At 62.8% G+C, this 17,419-nt stretch carries 13 protein-coding genes; 4 read left to right on the top strand and 9 right to left on the bottom strand.

Annotated elements, in window-relative coordinates:
* Positions 1-171 precede the first annotated feature (171 nt).
* Together narX and narL are read left to right on the top strand one after the other, a co-directional pair.
* On the top strand, positions 172-1,950 hold the full coding sequence (gene narX / locus KB892_RS09350; protein ID WP_004200278.1) for a nitrate/nitrite two-component system sensor histidine kinase NarX: 1,779 nt from the start codon (positions 172-174) through the stop codon (positions 1,948-1,950).
* A gap of 10 nt (positions 1,951-1,960) precedes the next feature.
* Positions 1,961-2,611 carry a two-component system response regulator NarL gene (gene narL / locus KB892_RS09345; protein WP_002910198.1) on the top strand — a complete coding sequence of 217 codons (651 nt, stop codon included), beginning with the start codon at positions 1,961-1,963 and terminating at the stop codon, positions 2,609-2,611.
* On the opposite strand, the gene KB892_RS09340 is transcribed toward narL, so the two are convergent.
* The 7 genes from KB892_RS09340 to nasR all read right to left on the bottom strand — a co-directional run bounded on the left by KB892_RS09340 (position 2,608) and on the right by nasR (position 15,185).
* Complete coding sequence (locus tag KB892_RS09340; protein WP_002910201.1) at positions 2,608-3,990, bottom strand: YchO/YchP family invasin; 1,383 nt, start codon at positions 3,988-3,990, stop codon at positions 2,608-2,610. The genes narL and KB892_RS09340 overlap by 4 nt on opposite strands.
* Before the next feature lie 151 nt (positions 3,991-4,141).
* A complete protein-coding gene (locus KB892_RS09335) occupies positions 4,142-6,742 on the bottom strand; it encodes a nitrate reductase (RefSeq protein WP_004200281.1) in 2,601 nt (866 codons plus the stop codon).
* Positions 6,742-10,809 (bottom strand): nitrite reductase large subunit NirB, encoded by a 4,068-nt coding sequence (gene nirB, locus KB892_RS09330; RefSeq protein WP_004200287.1) that lies wholly within the window; start codon positions 10,807-10,809, stop codon positions 6,742-6,744. Before nirB ends, KB892_RS09335 begins: the two co-directional genes overlap by 1 nt.
* A gap of 10 nt (positions 10,810-10,819) precedes the next feature.
* Positions 10,820-11,608, bottom strand: a complete 789-nt coding sequence (locus KB892_RS09325; protein WP_004200289.1) for an ABC transporter ATP-binding protein — start codon at positions 11,606-11,608, stop codon at positions 10,820-10,822.
* A 9-nt stretch (positions 11,609-11,617) separates the two neighbouring features.
* Positions 11,618-12,502 (bottom strand): nitrate ABC transporter permease, encoded by an 885-nt coding sequence (ntrB, locus tag KB892_RS09320; RefSeq protein ID WP_004152255.1) that lies wholly within the window; start codon positions 12,500-12,502, stop codon positions 11,618-11,620.
* 1 nt (position 12,503) lies between these two features.
* Positions 12,504-13,760: a CmpA/NrtA family ABC transporter substrate-binding protein gene (locus tag KB892_RS09315; RefSeq protein ID WP_004175561.1), complete on the bottom strand. Its 1,257-nt coding sequence runs from the start codon at positions 13,758-13,760 to the stop codon at positions 12,504-12,506.
* 243 nt (positions 13,761-14,003) lie between these two features.
* The gene (gene nasR / locus KB892_RS09310) at positions 14,004-15,185 is read right to left on the bottom strand and encodes a nitrate regulatory protein NasR (RefSeq protein WP_004200290.1); all 1,182 of its coding nucleotides are present in this window, start codon (positions 15,183-15,185) and stop codon (positions 14,004-14,006) included.
* A 67-nt stretch (positions 15,186-15,252) separates the two neighbouring features.
* Here nasR and KB892_RS09305 point away from each other — a divergent pair, with 67 nt between their 5' ends.
* Positions 15,253-15,606 carry a DsrE/DsrF/TusD sulfur relay family protein gene (locus KB892_RS09305; RefSeq protein WP_002910380.1) on the top strand — a complete coding sequence of 118 codons (354 nt, stop codon included), beginning with the start codon at positions 15,253-15,255 and terminating at the stop codon, positions 15,604-15,606.
* A gap of 237 nt (positions 15,607-15,843) precedes the next feature.
* Entirely contained in the window at positions 15,844-16,086 is a 243-nt protein-coding gene (locus KB892_RS09300) for a DUF1883 domain-containing protein (RefSeq protein WP_002910387.1), read from the top strand.
* A gap of 217 nt (positions 16,087-16,303) precedes the next feature.
* Here KB892_RS09300 and KB892_RS09295 read toward each other — a convergent pair whose 3' ends face one another.
* Both KB892_RS09295 and chaB read right to left on the bottom strand, forming a co-directional pair.
* Positions 16,304-16,984 carry a gamma-glutamylcyclotransferase gene (locus KB892_RS09295; RefSeq protein WP_004152258.1) on the bottom strand — a complete coding sequence of 227 codons (681 nt, stop codon included), beginning with the start codon at positions 16,982-16,984 and terminating at the stop codon, positions 16,304-16,306.
* Positions 16,985-17,120: 136 nt separating this feature from the next.
* Positions 17,121-17,351, bottom strand: a complete 231-nt coding sequence (gene chaB / locus KB892_RS09290; RefSeq protein WP_002910389.1) for a putative cation transport regulator ChaB — start codon at positions 17,349-17,351, stop codon at positions 17,121-17,123.
* Positions 17,352-17,419: the final 68 nt, after the last annotated feature.

The following is a 17,419-nucleotide window of genomic DNA, read 5'->3' as shown; positions in this document are numbered from 1 at the left end:
AAAAAAGTGTGGTTTTTCACGCTGCTGCCGGGTTGCGTATAATCCCCCCCCTAACATCGCCTACCACCGACAATTAAGGAGTAACTCTTTGGGGGTATGGGTATACTCCAGGGGATAGTCGAGAATAAGCGCCACTCCCGGAGACATGACCGGTCAGGAGCCACGCATTCCATGTTAAAACGTCTTTTTACCCCGCTGACGCTGGTCAATCAACTGGCGTTAATCGTGCTGCTCGCCACGATTATTGGCGTCGCCGGCATGGCGATCTCCGCGCGCCTGGTGAACGGCGTGCAGGGCAGCGCGCACGCCATTAACAAGGCCGGTTCATTGCGTATGCAAAGCTACCGGCTGCTGGCGGCGATCCCGCTGAATGAAAACGATCAAAAACTGGTGGCGGACATGACCGCCACCGTCTTCAGCCCGGAGCTGCAAAATTCCGCCCGCCGCGACGGCCAGGAAATCCAGCTTAAAGCCCTGCAGCAGTACTGGCAGCTGGCGCTGGCCCCCGGCATGCAGCGCGCAGTCAATCAGGCGGAAGTGGCCCAGGATGTCGCCGACTTTGTCGATCGTATCGACCAGTTGGTCACCGCATTCGACCACACCACCGAGCAGCGTATCGAACGGGTGGTCTGGATCCATCGCATCCTCGCCATTGGTATGGCGCTGCTGCTGATCTTCACTATCATCTGGCTACGCGCCCGTCTGCTGCGGCCGTGGAAACAGCTGCTGAGCATGGCGCGCGCGGTGAGTCAGCGTGATTTCACCCAGCGGGCGCACATCAGCGGCCGCAACGAAATGGCGACCCTGGGCATGGCGCTGAATAACATGTCGGAAGAGCTGGCGGAAAGCTACGCCGTGCTCGAGCGGCGGGTGCAGGAGAAGACTGCCGGACTGGAGCAGAAGAACGAGATCCTCGCTTTCTTATGGCAGGCCAACCGCCGGCTGCACTCCAGCGCCCCGCTCTGCGAACGTATTTCGCCGGTACTGAATGGCCTGCAGGGGCTGACGCTGCTGCGCGATATCGAGGTACGGGTTTACGACCTGGAAGACGAAGATAATCACCAGGAGTTTACCTGCCACTCGGATGATGACTGTGATGATAAAGGCTGCTACCTCTGTCCACGCAATCTGCCGCCGCTGCCGGATGGGGGAACAACGCTGAAGTGGCGGCTGTCAGATGCGCATAGTCAGTACGGCATCCTGCTGGCGACGCTGCCGGTTGGCCGCCATCTCAGCCACGATCAGCAGCAGCTGGTGGATACCCTGGTGGAACAGCTGACCAGCACCCTGGCGCTGGACCGCCATCAGGAGAAGCAGCAGCAGCTGATCGTCATGGAAGAACGGGCCACTATCGCCCGCGAGCTGCACGACTCCATCGCCCAGTCGCTATCCTGTATGAAGATGCAGGTTAGCTGTCTGCAGATGCAAGGCGACGCCTTGCCGACGGAAAGCCGCCAGCTGCTGGGGCAGATCCGTAACGAACTGAATACCTCGTGGGCCCAGCTGCGGGAGCTGTTAACCACCTTCCGCCTGCAGTTGACCGAGCCGGGGCTGCGCCCGGCGCTGGAGTCCAGCTGTCAGGAGTACAGCGCCCACTTCGGCTTTACGGTGCAGCTTGATTACCAGCTCCCGCCGCGCTTTGTGCCCTCGCATCAGGCGATCCACCTGCTGCAGATCGCTCGCGAAGCGTTGAGCAACGCTCTGAAGCATGCCAGCGCGACCGAAGTGACCGTGACGGTGTCACAACGCGATAATCAGGTTCGTCTGGTGGTAGCGGATAACGGCCGCGGCGTACCGGACCACGCCGAACGGAGTAACCATTACGGTTTAATTATTATGCGGGATCGCGCCCAGAGCTTGCGCGGTGACTGTCAGGTACGACGCCGGGAAACCGGTGGAACCGAAGTGATCGTCACGTTTATCCCGGAAAAAACGTTTTCCATCCAATAAGGAGACCCTCATGAGTCAACAGGAACGGGCAACTATCCTTCTCATTGACGACCATCCGATGCTGCGCACCGGCGTGAAACAGTTGATCAGCATGGCGCCGGACATCCAGGTGATTGGCGAGGCCAGCAATGGCGCGCAAGGTATTGAGCTGGCCGAGTCGCTGGATCCTGACCTGATCCTGCTGGACCTTAATATGCCGGGCATGAACGGTCTGGAGACGCTGGATAAGCTGCGTGAGAAATCCCTTTCTGGCCGGGTAGTGGTCTTCAGCGTCTCCAACCATGAAGAGGACGTTGTCACCGCCCTGAAGCGCGGCGCCGATGGCTATTTGCTGAAGGACATGGAACCGGAAGATCTGCTGAAAGCGCTGCAGCAGGCGGCCGCCGGAGAGATGGTATTAAGCGAAGCGTTAACGCCGGTGCTGGCCGCCAGCCTGCGCGCCAACCGCGCCACCTCCGATCGGGACATCAGCCAGCTGACCCCGCGCGAGCGCGACATTCTCAAGCTGATAGCCCAGGGACTGCCGAACAAAATGATCGCCCGTCGCCTGGATATCACCGAAAGCACCGTCAAAGTACACGTAAAACACATGCTGAAGAAAATGAAGCTCAAATCCCGCGTGGAAGCGGCGGTGTGGGTCCACCAGGAGCGAATCTTCTAAGGCGAGTCCGTCCAGGAGACGCCTGGCGTGGTAAACTTGACCAGCGGCTCGGTCAGCGCCAGGGCGATCTCATTGGAGGAGACGCGCTGCCCCTGTTTATCCTCCACCACCACCGACAGGCGCCAGCGGTTCGCGGCGCCCGGTTCACTGTTCCACACCGGCATAATGATGCTCCAGCCATCGGGGCTGCTGGCATCTACCGGCGGCGTCAGGCTGAGGGCCTGGGTGTCTCCCTGCCAGTGCAGCGCCTTGATGCCATGCAGACTATGGATCTGCAGCTTCAACTGCACCGTCTCCCCGGACTGCAGATCCCAGGGCGGCGTGGCCAGATAGACCGTCAGATTTTTGCGCTGACGATACTCCACCACCGGCAGATTATCCCGCTCCGGACTATCGAAGCGGCTCCCGCGCAGCGAGTTGCTGATCGCCACCTCGTCTGCCGCAAGCTGCTGCTTAAGGGGTACGCCAAAGCGGTAGTTTAGCTTCAGGCCCACATTGTTCTGGCTGACGCCATTTTCCCCCTGCTTATGCTTAGCGGTCACCGTGACCAGCGGGACCGGGGTGTAATTGAGCCCAACGGAGACGGCCACCGGATTATGGTAGCCGGTGCCGGAGTGAAACAGATCGACGCTATCGCCGAAATATTGTTCGACGCTGACGCTGGTGTTGATGTGCTGGTAGAACGGCAGCCGCGCCTGGGCGGTGACGTCATACCCTGCGGCCATCCGTTGCTCCTGAGTCTGATTATCGCGTAGCTGCCAGTCGCCCAGCGGATGGTAATAGTTTGCCGACAGGCGGAGATATTCTCCCCACGCTTCGGCGCCAACGCTGCCGCGCGCCAGGCTTTCGCTCAGCACTTTATCGTAAAACGAGTTATAGCCCAGCAGCCAACCGCCGACCCGCCAACGCTGGCCAAGCCCGATGTTGCCCACCAGATCGTGCTCGCGCCGGGTCACCGAGTACTGGTTCCAGGTCAGGTAACGGTCGTTATCCTGCAACGGCACGAACCAGCTCCCTTTACTGCCGGTGAATTTCCCCTCTTTATCGACCAGCAGGTCGACATTGGCGTTGCCCCACGGCGAGAGCCAACTCTCCAGCTGATGACTCACTTCATTGCCGATTTTACTGATGGCAAACAGCTGCGCCTGTTCACCCGCCGTCAGACCATTGTCGCTCATGCTGGCCTCGCCAAACTTCTTCGCCACTTCGGCAAAGTGCCGGGCGTCGTCATCAACCTGGGGAGCAATCCCCATATCGGGCAGCGGATCTTGCGCTTGCGCAGGGCGGGTGGTGTCGCTGGCGGTCAGCGCCCAGACGGGAACGCCCGGCAACAGCAGGAGAAAGGTCAACGTTGGCAACAAACGGAACGACACAGGCATTAACAGAGTTTGCGCAAGCTCACAAAAATGGATAGAAGTGTTAGTTTATCGTTTTTTCCCTGCTCCCGCAGCCCTGTGGGCAATTCCAGGAATAAGCTGAAACCGGTTGGGTAAGGTGCCGCCCAACCGGAGGCGTCGCTGCGCGCCACCGTTACGCCCGGGTTCGTTGCGCCGCCAGCAGCGCGTTGAGCTCCGGCACGCAAGAGCCGCAGTTGGTCCCGCATTTCAGCTTCCCACCCAGCGCCCCGACGCTGGCGCAGCCGCTGGCGATGGCCTCGTTAATTGACCATTCCCCCACCCCAAAGCAGCTGCAGACGATCCGCCCCCGCGGCGCGACTGCGGCGCCCGGTCGGCCGCTAAGCAAGGCATGTCGTTGGGCAGCATCGGACGGCGGCGCGGCAAAGGCAGCGCTTATCCATGCGCAATCCACCGCCGGCTCGCGCGCATCGCTCCACCAGCCGAGCATCAGCCTTCCCTGATGCCAGGCCAGCAGGTTCCACACCGCGCCGCCGTCAGCCACCTGTAACTGCCAGCCGCGCCGGGCGCACCACGCGCTGAGCCACTGTCGGGCAGATGCCTCCCCGGCCAGCGAGTAGTGCAGCACGCCTGGCGTCGCCCGCCGCCGCCAGTGCCAGGCCGCAGGAAATGGTAGCGGTTCGCGGCAAAAAAGCTCGCTGTGCCAGGCCGGTTGCCAGGCGGCGATCGCCACCGCCGCCTGTTTACTTTCCGGCTGGCCGGAATACGGGTCCGTGACGGCGGCCAGCAGGTTATTCACCCGCCCCTGACGGGCAAACTGGTTGTTCCAGTGCATCGGAACAAACAGCGAGCCGGGGCGCTGCCCTTCGCTGATCGCCACTTTCGCCACCATCACCCCATGCCGCGACCAGATCCGCGCCAGCCCGTCAGCGGGAAGCTGATAGCGAACGGCATCCTGCGGCGCCACCTCCACCATTGGCTCCGCGATATGCTGCATCAGCCGCGGCACTGCGCCGGTACGGGTCATGGTGTGCCACTGATCGCGGATCCGCCCGCTGTTGAGGATCAGCGGATAAAAGGCATCGGTTGTCGCCCGGGTCGGTTGAGGCGTCACCGGCACCATCCGCAGCCTGCCATCGCCATGCCAGCCGCGCGTGATATCCCAGGCGACCTCGCTGCGGCTGACCGGCCAGCGCACCGGCGGCATGGCGTCCCACGCCTCACGGCTGAGATCCGCCAGCGCGCCGATATCAAACGCCCGCTGGCCGTCGTTTTCGAAACCGGACAGCGCCGCATGCTCGCGGAAGACGTCATGCGGATGCTGCCAGGCAAACGCCTCGCGATACCCCAGCGCCTGGCCCACTCTGGCGATGATCCACCAGTCCGCTTTCGCCTCCCCCGGCGGCGGCAGAAAGCTGCGCTGACGGGATATCCGCCGCTCCGAGTTGGTGACCGTGCCATTCTTCTCGCCCCAGGCCAGCGCCGGAAAGCGGATGTGGGCGAAACGTCCGGTATCGGTCTGGGCGGCGACATCCGAGACGATCACCAGCGGACAGGCGGCCAGCGCCTGGCTCACCGCGTGGCTGTCAGGGAGCGACACCACCGGGTTGGTACCCATGATCCAGACCGCTTTGACCTCGCCGCGGCCAATGGCGGCAAACAGCTCCACGGCGGTCAGCCCGGGGGTCTGCGCCAGCCGTTCCGTCCCCCAGAAGCGGGCCAGCCGCTGCAGATCGTCTGGCACAAAATCCATGTGCGCCGCCAGCATCGTCGCCAGCCCGCCGACTTCGCGGCCGCCCATGGCGTTGGGTTGACCGGTCAGCGAAAAGGGGCCGCAGCCGCGGCGGCCATACTTCCCGCTGGCCAGATGGACGTTGATGATGGCGTTACATTTGTCGCTGCCGCTGGCGGATTGATTGATTCCCATGGTGTAGAGGGTGATCGCCCGCGGGGCGGCGATGAACTCGCGATAGAATCCCGCCACCTCATCGGCAGGCAGACCGCAAAAGGCCGCCACCCTCGCCACGTCCCAGCCGCGGGCGGCGGCCAGCGCCTGCGGGCCGTCGCGAAAGCCATCGACGCAGGCTCCTGCCTCAGCCAGGGCGTTAAGCAGCCCCGCAAACAACCCGCCGTCGCTTCCCGGGGCCAGCGCCAGATGGCGGTCGGCGATCTCGCAGGTAGCGGTGCGTCGGGGGTCGATCGCCACGATCCGCAATCGGGGATTATCCCGCTTCGCCTGCGCCAGCCGCTGGAACAGCACCGGATGCGCCCAGGCGGCGTTCGAGCCGACCAGCACCACCAGATCGCTGTTTTCCACATCATCGTAGCTGCAGGGCACCACGTCGGCGCCAAAGGCCCGCTTGTAGCCAGTGACCGCTGACGACATGCACAGCCGTGAATTGGTATCGATGTTCGCCGCGCCGATAAACCCTTTCATCAGCTTATTGGCGGCATAGTAATCCTCGGTTAACAGCTGGCCGGAGGCGTAAAAGGCCACCGCTTGCGGTCCGTGCTGGTCGATAATCTGTCTCAGGCGCGCAGCGGTTTCCGCCAGCGCCTGAGGCCAGGCTACCTGCTGGCCGTCGACCTCCGGCGTCAGCAGCCGCCCCGCCAGGCCCGTGGTCTCCCCTAAGGCGGCCCCTTTGACGCACAGACGGCCGAGGTTCGCCGGGTGCTGATCGTCGCCACGCACGCTCACCTGCCCCGCGTCGTCCACGCTCGCCAGCACCCCGCAGCCTACGCCGCAGTAGGGGCAGGTCGTTCGGATGGTCTTCATCAGGAGGCCTCCGCGCGGGCCAGCAGCTGCTGGTTGCCCACCCACACTTTGCCGTTTTCTACTTTCACCGGCCAGGCGCGTACCGCCTGTTCGTCGCCGTCGCACGGCCAGCCGTCGCGCAGGCGTATCCGCTGTTTGTACAGCGGGGAGATCACCACCGGCTCGCCGCCGACGTCCCCTAACAGCCCACGCGACAGCACGTTGGCCGCGCTGCCCGGCTCGCGGTTGTCGAGGGCGTAGACCCGCTCGCCGAAGCGGAACAGGGCAATCTGCCGCTCCCCTAAGCGGGCGCCGATCCCCGCCTGCGCCGGAATGGCGTCAAGATCGCATACCGCCTGCCACGGTCGGGATGGGAGTTCGCCTTCGGGCAACGTCTCAGTCAGCAGCGGCTGCGGCTGACCGCGCAGATCGCGGCGCTGCACAGCCTCGTCGGGCTGGTCGCTATTAACGAAGGAGCGGAACAGCGCCAGACGCTGCGGATCGTTGAGGGTGGTCTGCCACTCGCACTGGTAGCTGTCGACGATCCGGGCCATCTCCTGCTCCAGCTCCTCGCCAATGCCAAGACTATCTTCCAGCACCACCTGCCGCAGATAGGCGACGCCGCCCTCCAGGTTATCCATCCAGGTGCTGGTTCGCTGCAGGCGATCGGCGGTACGGATATAGAACATCAGCAGACGATCGATGCTGCGGATCAGCGTCGCTTCGTCGAGATCGCTGGCAAACAGGTCGGCGTGACGCGGTTTCATCCCGCCGTTGCCGCAGACGTACAGATTCCAGCCTTTGTCGGTGGCAATCACCCCGATATCTTTCCCCTGGGCTTCAGCGCATTCGCGGGTGCATCCGGAGACCGCCATCTTGATTTTGTGCGGGGCGCGTAGCCCTTTATAGCGATGCTCGAGCCGTACCGCGAGCCCGGTGGAGTCTTGCACGCCGTAGCGACACCAGGTTGAGCCGACGCAGGATTTCACCGTGCGCAGCGACTTGCCGTAGGCGTGGCCGGTTTCAAACCCGGCGTCGGCCAGCTCGCGCCAGATAGCCGGCAGCTGTTCCAGCCGCGCGCCAAACAGGTCGATGCGCTGGCCGCCGGTCACTTTGCTGTAGAGCTGGTAACGTTTGGCGATCTGCCCGATGGCGATCAGTCCGTCCGGCGTCACTTCCCCTGCCGCCATCCGCGGCACCACCGAATAGCTCCCGTCCTTCTGGATATTGGCGAAATAGCGGTCGTTGGTATCCTGCAGCGGCAGGTGCGCCGGCTTCAGCAGGTACTCGTTCCAGCAGGAGGCCAGCACCGAGGCCACCAGCGGTTTGCAGACATCGCAGCCGTGCCCCTGGCCGTAGCGGCTAATCAACTGCTCGAAGGTATGGATATGGTTAACCCGCACCAGGTGGTAGATCTCCTGGCGCGACCACGGGAAATGTTCGCAGACGTCTTTTTTCACTTCGACGCCCTGCTCCGCCAGCTGATACTCCATCACCTGTTTCACCAGCGCGCTGCAGCCGCCGCAGCCGGTAGCCGCTCTGGTGCAGCTTTTTATCGCCGACATATCCCTCGCCCCATTGTTCACCGCCTGGCAGATATCGCCTTTGCTGACGTTATGGCAGGAGCAGATCGGCGCGCTGTCCGGCAGCGCCGCGACGCCGAGCGCCTTCGGCGCGGCTCCCTCCAGCGCGGGCAGGATCAGACTCTCCGGACGCGGCGGCAGCGCCATGCCGTTCAGCATCATCTGCAGCAGCGTGGCATAGTCGCTGGCATCCCCCACCAGCACGCCGCCAAGCAGGGCTTTGCCGTCCTGACTGACGACGATTTTTTTGTAAATCTGCTGCGGACCGTCGGTCCATTGATAGCTCTGACAGCCCGGCGTGCGCCCCTGCGCATCGCCAAACGAGGCCACGTCGACTCCCAGCAGCTTCAGTTTGGTGCTCATGTCGGCGCCGCTAAAGCAGGCGTCCTCTCCTGCGAGAGTGGCCGCGGCGATGCGCGCCATCTGATAGCCCGGCGCCACCAGACCGTAAATTTTATTGTCCCACAGGGCGCATTCGCCTATCGCCAGCACGTCCGGGTCAGAGGTGCGGCACTGGCCGTCGATGTGAATTCCCCCGCGTTCGCCCACCTGCAGCGCGCAGCCGCGGGCCAGCGCGTCCTGCGGGCGGATCCCCGCCGAGAAGACCACCATGTCGGTCCGCAACGCGCCGCCGTCGGCAAAGTTCAGCCGCAGGCCGTCGGCCTCGCGCACGATGGCGGTGGTCGCTTTGCTGGTATGCACCCCCACGCCGAGGGCGACGATCTTCTCCCGGAGCATCGCCGCCCCGCCGTTATCCAGCTGGACGGCCATCAGGTTCGGGGCAAACTCCACCACCTGCGTCTCCAGCCCCAGCTGTTTCAGGGCGTTGGCCGCCTCCAGCCCGAGCAGCCCGCCGCCGATAACCACCCCGCTCTTCGCCGCGGCGGCATGGGCGGCGATACGGTCGAGATCGTCAAGAGTGCGGTAGACAAAACACCCCGCGAGATCGTTACCGGGGATTGGCGGAACAAAGGGATACGAGCCGGTCGCCAGCACCAGTTTATCCCAGTGGATTTCATGCCCCTCGGCGTCCCGTACCAGCCGTGCTTCGCGGTCGATGGTCGCCACCGCCTCGCCGAGGCGGAGTTCAATACCATGTTCAATAAAGAAGTCCCCGGCCGCCAGCGACAGCGACTCGGCGCTGCGTCCGGCAAAATACTCGGAGAGATGTACCCGGTCGTAGGCGGGATAACGCTCTTCGCCAAACACCACGATTCGATATTGCTGATGCAGATTGCGGCTCACGCATTGCTCGAGAAAATGGTGGCCGACCATGCCATGTCCCACCAGCACTAATACAGGTTTCGTCATCGTCATTATTCCTGCAGCCTGCGGCTGCGTTGAAGAGGGGTCAAAAAGCCAGTCCACGGTGGCAGGCTCATCGCTTTCCAGGCGCGCGGTGAGCGCGGCGGCGGCGGTGCAGTCGCCCATCAGCAGCACGCCGCGCAGGCGGCCATCGCGCAGCAGCAGGCGGCGATAGTGGCGGTCGATGGGGTCCCAGCTGGTATAAATGTCATCCTGTTCGCCGGCCTGCTGCTCGCCAGCGCAAAAGAATTCAATGCCGGTGACCTTCAGGCGGGTCCCGGCGTCCTGCCAGACAAAGCCCTCGCCGGGGGCGCCGCACAGGCGATCCGCCAGCACCTCGGCCTGACGCAGGCAGGGAGCCACCAGCCCCCAGGTCTGGCCGTCAATTTCGCAACATTCGCCGATGGCGCTGATCCCCGGCAGCGAGGAGGCCATCTGACGGTCGACCACGATCCCCCGCTGGCACAGCACGCCGGACTGCGCCGCCAGACGGCTGTCGGGCTGCACGCCGGTAGCCAGCACCACTCTGGCGGCGCGGAATACGCGCCCGTCCGCCAGCCGCACGCCATCGGCGTCGATGGCGGCGATGCTGCACTCCAGCACGCAGCGAATGCCGCGCGCTTCAAGCTGCTGCCTGAGCTCATCGGCGGCAAAAGCGTCGGTCAGCGGCGCCATTAATCCGCTGCCGCGATGCAGAAGAGTGACCTCTCCGCCGTGACGACGCAGCGCCGCCGCCGCTTCCACCCCCAGCACCCCACCGCCAATCACCACCGCCGGGCCGGGTATCGCCAGAATACGTTCCACGTCCGCCAGGGTGCGGAAGGGCATAACCTGCGGACGATCAATGCCCGGCAGCGGCGGGATAAAGGGCCGCGAACCGGTGGCGAACACCAGCTCATCCCACGGCAGCCAGGTTTCCGCGATGCGCAGCCGCCGTTGCTGAATATCGACTTCATCGACCGCCTCGCCAGACCGCAGGCACACCCCGTGCCGGGTGTACCACTCCGCCGGCAGCAACGGGATCTGCGCCGCCGTTTTTTCACCTGCCAGCAGCGGCGAGAGCTGAATGCGGTTATAGGCCGGGTGCGGCTCGTCGCCGACGACGGTAATGGCAAACCGCGCGGGGTCGCGCTCAACCAGCCGCTGCACCAGCCGGGTGGCCGCCATGCCGTTACCGATCACCACCAGTCGCCGCGTCATGACCGCCTCCTTACGCCGCTTTCGGCTGTTTTTCATACAGGAAATGGAGGATCTGCTGGCGCAGATGGTGATACCGGCTGTCGTCCGCCAGCTGAACGCGGTGGCGCGGACGCGGCAGATCGACCGAGAGGATCTCGCCGACCGTCGCCGCCGGACCGTTGGTCATCATCAGCACCCGATCCGAGAGCAGCACCGCTTCATCAACGTCGTGGGTGATCATGACGATGGTGGTATTGAGCTCCTGCTGGATATGCATCACCGTGTCCTGGAGGTGGGCGCGGGTCAGCGCGTCCAGGGCGCCGAAGGGCTCATCAAGCAGCAGCACTTTCGGCTTCATCGCCAGCGCCCGGGCGATACCCACCCGCTGCTTCATGCCGCCGGAGATCTCCCCGGGACGTTTGTGCAGCGCATGACCCATCTGTACGCGCGCCAGGTTGTGTTCGATCCACTCCCGGCGCTCACTCTTGCTCATGGTGCGACGGAACACCTGATCCACCGCCAGCGCCACATTGTCGAAACAGCTCAGCCACGGCAGCAGCGAGTGGTTCTGGAAAACCACCGCCCGCTCCGGCCCGGGACCGGCGATTTCCCGGTTATCACACAGTAGTCCGCCCTCGGTAGGGGTGGTGATCCCGGCGATCAGGTTCAGCAGGGTCGATTTTCCGCAACCCGAGTGGCCGATAAGGCTAATGGTCTCCCCTTCGACGATATCGAAGGAGACATTCTGCAGCGCCAGGAACTCGCCGCTGGCGGTGTTGAAGCGTTGGCTGACGGCCTGCACCTGAATTAATGGTTTCATGTTGGCTCCTTATTTTTCCTGCCAGCTAAAGCGGCGAGCGAGCAGCATCAGGCCCTGCTCCAGCAGCAGGCCGACGACGCCGATAATGACGATGGCGATGATGATGTTTTCCACATTGAGGTTGTTCCACTCGTTCCAGATCCAGAAGCCGATCCCCAGCCCGCCGGTAAGCATTTCCGCCGCCACGATCACCAGCCAGGCGATGCCGATGGAGAGGCGCACGCCGGTAAGCACCGCCGGCAGCACCGCCGGAAAGAGGATTTTGCGCATCACCGTCCACTCCGAGAGCTGGAGGACGCGGGCGACGTTGAGATAGTCCTGCGGGATCCGCCGCACACCCTCCGCGGTGTTGATCACCATCGGCCAGATGGAGCAGATAAAAATGGTCCAGCTGGAAGCCGGCTCCGCCTTCTGGAACAGCAGCAGGCCAATCGGCAGCCAGGCTAGCGGGCTGACCGGGCGCAGCAGAGCAATCAGCGGATTAAACATGCGGGCGAAGAACAGCGAACGGCCGATCAAAAACCCCAGCGGAATGCCCGCCAGCGCCGCCAGGCCGAAGCCCACCGCCACGCGCTGCAGGGAGGCCAGCACGTTCCAGCCGATGCCCATGTCATTGGGCCCGTCCTGATAGAACGGATCGGCAAACAGGGTCAGCGCCGAGTCCAGCGTGCTCAGCGGCGTGGGAAAGCCTTTGCTATGCATCGCCGCCAGCTGCCAGGCCAGCAGCAGCACTCCCAGCCCCAACAGCGGGGGCAGCAGGCGCTGGGTGAGCTCACGCAGCCAGCGCGTGACGGTCGGCGTGGTGCGCCGGACCTGCACCGGCGGCAGGATAATCACTTCGCCAGGTGCGTTGTCCACGCTGACGACCGGTTGCTTACGTTGTGCCTGCTTCATCTCATGCCCCCTTACGTTGAATAGAGAAATGGCGGGCGTAGCCTTCCGGGTCGGACCCGTTCCAGACCGTCCCGTCCATTAGTGTGCTGCTGCGCATCCTGGCTGCCGGCGCGCTGATCCCTCCTACCGCCTGGGCGGCAGCCTGCCAGACATCGATGCGGTTAATGCGCGACGCCACCGCGAGGTAATCCGGAGCCTGCTTCAGCAACCCCCAGCGGCGGAACTGGGTGAGGAACCACATCCCGTCCGACAGCCACGGGAAACTCACCTCGCCCCCGGCCCAGAAGCGCATCGGATGGGCATCCTGCCAGCGGCGGCCAAGGCCGTTGTCATACTCTCCAAGCATCCGGCCGGTGAGGTATTGCTCCTTGGTATTGAGCCAGCCGCGTCTGGCGAGCAGGCGGGCCGTCTCCCGGGTGTTCTCCGGCGAGGCGGCGATCCAGCGCTGCGCCTCCATCAGGGCCGCCACCAGCGCGCGGGCGGTGTTCGGGTTGCGTTCCACCCAGTCGCGACGGGTGCCCAGCACCTTTTCCGGATGCTCGGGCCAGATATCCTGGGAAGTGGCCGCGGTGAAGCCGATACGGTCGTTAATAGCGCGGGCGTTCCACGGCTCGCCGACACAAAAGCCGCTCATATTGCCGATGCGCATGTTCATCACCATCTGCGGCGGCGGCACCACGACGGTGCGCACATCGTTGAAGGGATCGATGCCGGCGCTCGCCAGCCAGTAGTAAAGCCACATGGCATGGGTGCCGGTAGGAAAGGTATGGGCGAAGGTGTAACTGCCCGGCGCGCTGCGGTCGATCAGCCGCTTCAGCCCGCCGAGGTCGGTCACCCCTTTCTCCTGCAGCTCGCTGGAGAGGGTAATCGCCTGGCCATTGCGGTTGAGGGTCATCAGATTGGCCATCGCCTGCGGCTTGCTGGCGATCCCCAGTTCGAGGCCGTACAGCAGGCCATAGAGAATATGCGCCGCGTCCAGCTCGCCGGCCACCAGCTTGTCGCGCACCGCCGCCCAGCTGGCTTCCTTACTCGCCACCAGGGTGATGCCATATTTTTGGTCAAACCCCTTCGCCGCGGCGATGGCCAGCGGCGCGCAATCGGTCAGCGGAATAAATCCGACCCGCACGCGGGTTTGCTCCGGTTTGTCCGAGCCGCCGGCCCAGGCGGCCTGCATCACGCCCGGCAGCAGCATCGCGCCGCCCAGCGCGGCCCCTGCCTGCAGCAAGCGCCGCCGGGAAATTGAAAATTTGTCGCCCATATCCGCTCCACCATGCGCAAAAAAAAAAGCGCCCGACAGTGCATACGCACTGCAGGACGCCTTTATCCACGGACACCCGAACCGCCATTGGTTCGTTGCCCGGACTTTTATTCACTTAATAAGTAATGCAAACGGGATGCCAGCTTTGGCAATAGCGCGCTGGCGGGCTTTTTCCCAACGCTGGCCGGTTTTTCACCTAAAAGTGCACCGCCGGCAGGCAAAGAATGCCCATCGATTGTGCATCTACTCCTTTGGTGTTAGCGGCCAAATCGCCTTCACCATCAGCAGCGCGCGGGCTATCTCAACCATGCGCTGATTTTTGTCCATGGCCATCTTGCGCAGCGTCTGCCAGGCCTGCTCCTCCTGCATTCCCTGGTGCGTCATCAGCAGACTTTTCGCTTTTTCGATCAGCTTGCGCTCTTCGAGCGCGTCTTTCAGCGAGGCCAGCTGGCTGGAGAGCTGCTGCAGCTCATAGGCCTGCTGGCGCACCAGCGGCAGTAGCTGTTTATCGAGCCGTGGCGTCACGCTATCGTCTTCCTCTCCGGCCTGCCAGCCAGGCGCGTCGTCTGCTAACAGCGCGTCGGTGGCATCCAGCAGATCGTCGATCAGTTGCTCTTCCACTTCGCGCAGTTGCTCAAGCCGTTGGGTTTGCAGACCAAACCAGCGCAGCGCCGTTTCCCCGCCGTCGGCAGCCGGCTGGCGGGTACAGGCGATCCGCCGCAGCTGTTCAATATCCAGACCGGCGTGGCACTGGGTTCTGAACAACTGGACGGTCGCCGGGCTGCCCAGCGCCTGAAAGCTGTCGAAGCAGGGCTGCTGACCGTCAATACGGTCCACCAGCTGCTGGCGCAGGCTGTCGCTGAACTCGCCGCGGGTAAAGCCCAATGCTCCCAGCGCGCGCTCCTGGCCCACCAGCTCTTTTCCCTGCATAAAGCTGTACAGGGCGACCATCCGACCAGCCACCGGCGGATCGTCAATGCTGTCATTGAGCTGCGGGGCGATGTTCAGCAGATGGCGGATGACGCGGCTGAACTGCTCCGTCGCGGCTTCAGCGGCAATTTGCCGGCGGCCGATCTGCGCGCGTAGTGCCGGGAGCTGCGCCAGCTCGTCAAGCGCTCTGGCGATACGCCAGCACAGCGCGCTGCCGGCTACCGCGCGCGCCCGTTCGAGGCTGGCATAAAACAGGGCTAGCCGCTCGTCAACCAGCGCCCCTCCCGCCCGACACTCCGCTGTATACAGCAAGCCGCCCGAGCAAAGATAGATATTCGACGCCCCGCGCTCACACTGCAGCATATGCACCAGCGCGCTGAGCTGGCTGGCCAGTTCCCCCAGTTGGCTAAGCTGCTGAAGCTGTTGTTTTTGCAGGCGACGCGCCAGCTGCAGCCAGGCCGTCGCATCGTGCGCATGACCAGTCGTATTATTCATACCCCTCCTCCGGGTTAACGCTTTATACTGCCTAAAGCAATAACCGTGCCTTTAAGAAGGAGTTTGTATGCAACGTATTGTGATCATCGCCAACGGCGCCGCCTACGGCAGCGAATCCCTGTTCAACAGCCTGCGCCTGGCCATTGCCCTGCGCGAGCAGCAGTCCGACCTCGATCTCAAGCTGTTTCTGATGTCCGACGCCGTCACCGCCGGGCTGCGGGGGCAGAAGCCGGCAGAAGGGTATAATGTGCAGCAGATGCTGGAGATCCTCACCGCCCAGCAGGTTCCCGTGAAGCTGTGTAAAACCTGCGCGGACGGCCGCGGGGTCAGCGCACTGCCGCTGGTTGACGGCGTGGAGGTTGGCACTCTCGTTGAGCTGGCCCAGTGGACCCTGGCGGCAGATAAAGTGCTGACCTTCTGAATCTGGGGCGCCAAACGGCAGGAAATATCAGGTTTCGCCGCCTGCAGAGGTAAAAAAAACGTTAGCTGAATGCTTTCAGGAACAACGTCATTTTTGTTTAATCTTTATCCCTTTTTTTGATCAAAATCAGCATCCCGACCCGCGCCGTTTGGTGTGATGCACAGAGCAAAGTGTGAACAATATCACGCGAGGACTGGGTGGGCAGGATGCTGTAGCGGGACAGAAACGGGGTATAAAATGGCGATGGTTAAAGCAAGTTTGACGTTATTTGGTGGTGACACGCTGGTGGTGCGGTGCTCAGAGCGCTGCCATATTCATCTGATGAGCGCGAAGGTCCCGGGCGACAGTCATGCGGATATTCTGAGCGTGCAGGATCGGGACAGCGCGTATCTGACGGTGCCCTACAGCGGCACCTGGAACGTGCTTATCGACAGTCACAGCCAGTCGCTGGAGCACTCCATCAGCTACGTGCCGGCCTGACCGTCACTGCCAGAACACACGCCCGGTCATGCCGGGCGTGAGATTCATGACAAACCTCATGCAATCATTGTACTTGCAGATTGCACCAGAAAAATAACAAGGAAAATCAATTTATTGATTTTCGGCTGATAACCACCAGTAAGGAAAAATCACGCTTTTTCCTTACTGGTCAGCAATCGGACGCCCAGTCATGCCGGGCGTTTTCTTTTGCGCGCGCTCAGGCCAGGCCCGGCGTCGGACTCTCGCCCAACAGCGCGCGGACGCTGGCCACCAGGTCATCGAGACTGGCATCGTGCATGCCCAGCTTGCGCAGCGCCTGCTCAAGCGAAAACAGATACTGGGCGTTGGTGCCGAGCGGCCCGCTGGCCCGGGCGATCAGCGGGGCGATAACCTGGGCACTGGTATCCGGTTCAAACAGTGGATGGCGCGGATCCATAATAAACACCAGGGCATTCACCGTCCGTCCGTCGTCCAGCTCCAGCTTGCACCAGGTGGGCAGATAGCAGCCGGTGATCATCTCCCGCTTCCACAGCAGGGTCAGCTCCTCCTCCAGCGTGTCGTCAGGCAGACGATAGGCGACGCCGGTGGTTCGGCCGCCCTCTTTGAGAGCCAGCATGCGTCCCGGCTGGCAGGCACTACCGCGCCCGGCGGTCAACCGCAGGCAAAACGCGCGGTGCCAGCCCGGCAGCGTGCCGGTGCAGGACTCGCGATAATTGAGCGCCGGGTTCCAGATAAGCGAACCGTAGCCAAAGATCCATACTGAGCCATCATCCGGGCGGCAGGCCAGCGTCGCCGCCAGCGAGGCTGCACGTTGTTCTGCCGACCAGAGTAGCGATTCCTCAATAGCGCCAAACGCTGTCTTACAATCCGCATTCATTAAGAAATCACGAGTTAACACTGTTTACTACCTCCGCCACTGCCCGCTTCCCGGCGTTCGTCTCATGCATCCGTCAATATTGCTGAAATATTATCCAGCTTTATCTTTCAATAAGCAATCAGCGGGGCGCTGGCAAGCGAAAAAGCGGCGTCAGCGATTATTTTTTCTTATGCCACTTATCATCATCGCCTTTCTCATAGCTGTTCTTCACCGCCGCCCAGGCGACTTTGTGCGCCGTCTCTTCGCGGCTGGCGTCATCGCGCCGCTCGTCTTTATCTTTATATTGATCCCAGGCGCTGTTAAACGCTTCTTTATAAATTTCCTGCGCATGGGCAGGCAGTACATGCTGAACGCTGTCGGGGAGTTCTTGTTTACTGCGATAGGGCATACTGACCTCCTGTTTGAGCATTAAGTTTAAGCCTGGTACGCATTCGGCTGGCTATCAAGGTCAAAATG

This window comes from Klebsiella sp. P1927, assembly GCF_018204675.1.
GTDB classification, from domain to species: Bacteria; Pseudomonadota; Gammaproteobacteria; order Enterobacterales; family Enterobacteriaceae; genus Klebsiella; species Klebsiella pneumoniae.
Note: the sequence above shows the minus strand (reverse complement) of the source record. Positions and strands in the feature narration are given on the sequence as shown.